Raw genomic sequence first — 1573 nt, 5'->3', positions numbered from 1 at the left:
GGTAATATTTTCTAGACCAATCAATGAGCCAGAAATCACGACACGTTTGGCAATACAGTGATTAATATCAGCGTTAAACCGTCTCTCTCGTTGTGACAATACTATCAACCTTCTGGTAGCGGAACGAGTGCCTTTTCGCTGTAGAGTTTGTTTCGTTTTATAGTAACGATTAGCTCTATGAATCACTGACTTGCCAGAAAAGAAACCAGCTGTTTTATTCGTATCAAAGGTTACGGCTAGATAGCGCTGACCTACATCCACACCAACAACACGTTTAATCGCTTCAGGTTTAAGTTCGGGTAGCTCCAACTCTAAGCTTACTAGTAAATAGTAAGTCTTGGTTTTTTCAGCATAGCAAATTATTGCTGCACCTATTTTGGCTATACCTGAATGAATCAATTCTAAGTGTTTTTGATATCCGGAGTAGTCAACTTTTATACGACCTTCTAAGGTAACTAGGCTAGCTTTACCTTTAACAAACGAGTAGTCACGCTTGTAACTAAACGTACAAGTTCGAGCTATGAATTTAGGAGGGGTGTCTAACCCTTTGTAACGCTTGTTGGTAATGCCAGATTTTAAGTGAGTAGCATTACGCTCTACTTTCATCCAGAGATTTTTATAGATTGCAGCTACCTGTCGAGGTACGTTACATGCCATTTGGGCTGGTAACCTAAAGCGTTCTCGAATGTCGTAGTAAACCTGCTTTTGTAACTTAGCCGCATAGGAAATTTTGCCGTTTTCAAAGGCCAATTTCGATGTATAGTTTAAGGCATCACGATAGGCTAAAGTAACTGCACGAAGCTTTTCTTTTTGCTCCGGTGTGCAGTTCAACTTCAGCTTTGCTGTAATTACCTGCTGCATCGAATTCTTGACCTTTATTAATTGTGTTATAGCAGTTATAAATAACGCTATAGTCAACCAGACACGATATTACTTCTGGTGAACATCTTCCTCATCAGAGGGGAACTTCAGGGTCACAATTGGACCACCGCCACCATCTTCTTGATCCGATGGGAACTTCTCAGTCATGATTGGACCACCGCCACCCTCTTCGTGATCTGAGGGATACTTCTTAGTCATGACTGGACCACCACCACCCTCTTCGTGATCTGAGGGGTACTTCCGAGTAAAGCATCCGACACTATCTTCCCAATCAGAGGGGTACTTCTGTGTCATCGCAAAACCGCGACCGCCTCTAACATCATCCATTTCTTCTTCAGATAGCTCTTCGCACCATTGCCCTTCTAGGTAGCGGGCAAAAAAGGGAACTGCTTGGGAATTTTCTTCTGGTTTGTCCATATTAGACATGGCTTTAAACTCCTAGTGGATAAATAAGATGTGGGGAAATAGGAGATAGGATGTGGCTAACTCATGTTCCTAACTATGAATACATGAATAGACACAACTATTTCCCTATAAATCTATTAAAAGCCATGCCTCCCTAGCTGTAACGCCAAATTGGCGAAAATTTTCACAAGTCATTGGTAATTGGTCATTGGAGATTAGTAATCTGAACTCTAAAAAAGTGTTCTAAAGATTAATTGTAGTAAAATGGGACAGTAAATAGGGAACA

General features: G+C 41.1%; 2 protein-coding genes. Both read right to left on the bottom strand.

Annotation, left to right across the window (positions count from 1 at the left end; translation table 11 throughout):
• A partial coding sequence (locus F6K53_RS41300; protein WP_293086138.1) for a transposase occupies positions 1 to 861 on the bottom strand: 861 nt, incomplete at its 3' end.
• 69 nt (positions 862 to 930) lie between these two features.
• A complete protein-coding gene (locus F6K53_RS41295; RefSeq protein WP_293086136.1) occupies positions 931 to 1308 on the bottom strand; it encodes a microviridin/marinostatin family tricyclic proteinase inhibitor in 378 nt (125 codons plus the stop codon).
• Between the last annotated feature and the right edge of the window lie 265 nt (positions 1309 to 1573).

This window comes from Moorena sp. SIO4A1 (assembly GCF_010672065.1).
Classification (GTDB): Bacteria; Cyanobacteriota; Cyanobacteriia; order Cyanobacteriales; family Coleofasciculaceae; genus Moorena.
The sequence above is the reverse complement of the archived record's forward strand: the minus strand, read 5'-3'. Positions and strand labels throughout refer to the sequence as shown.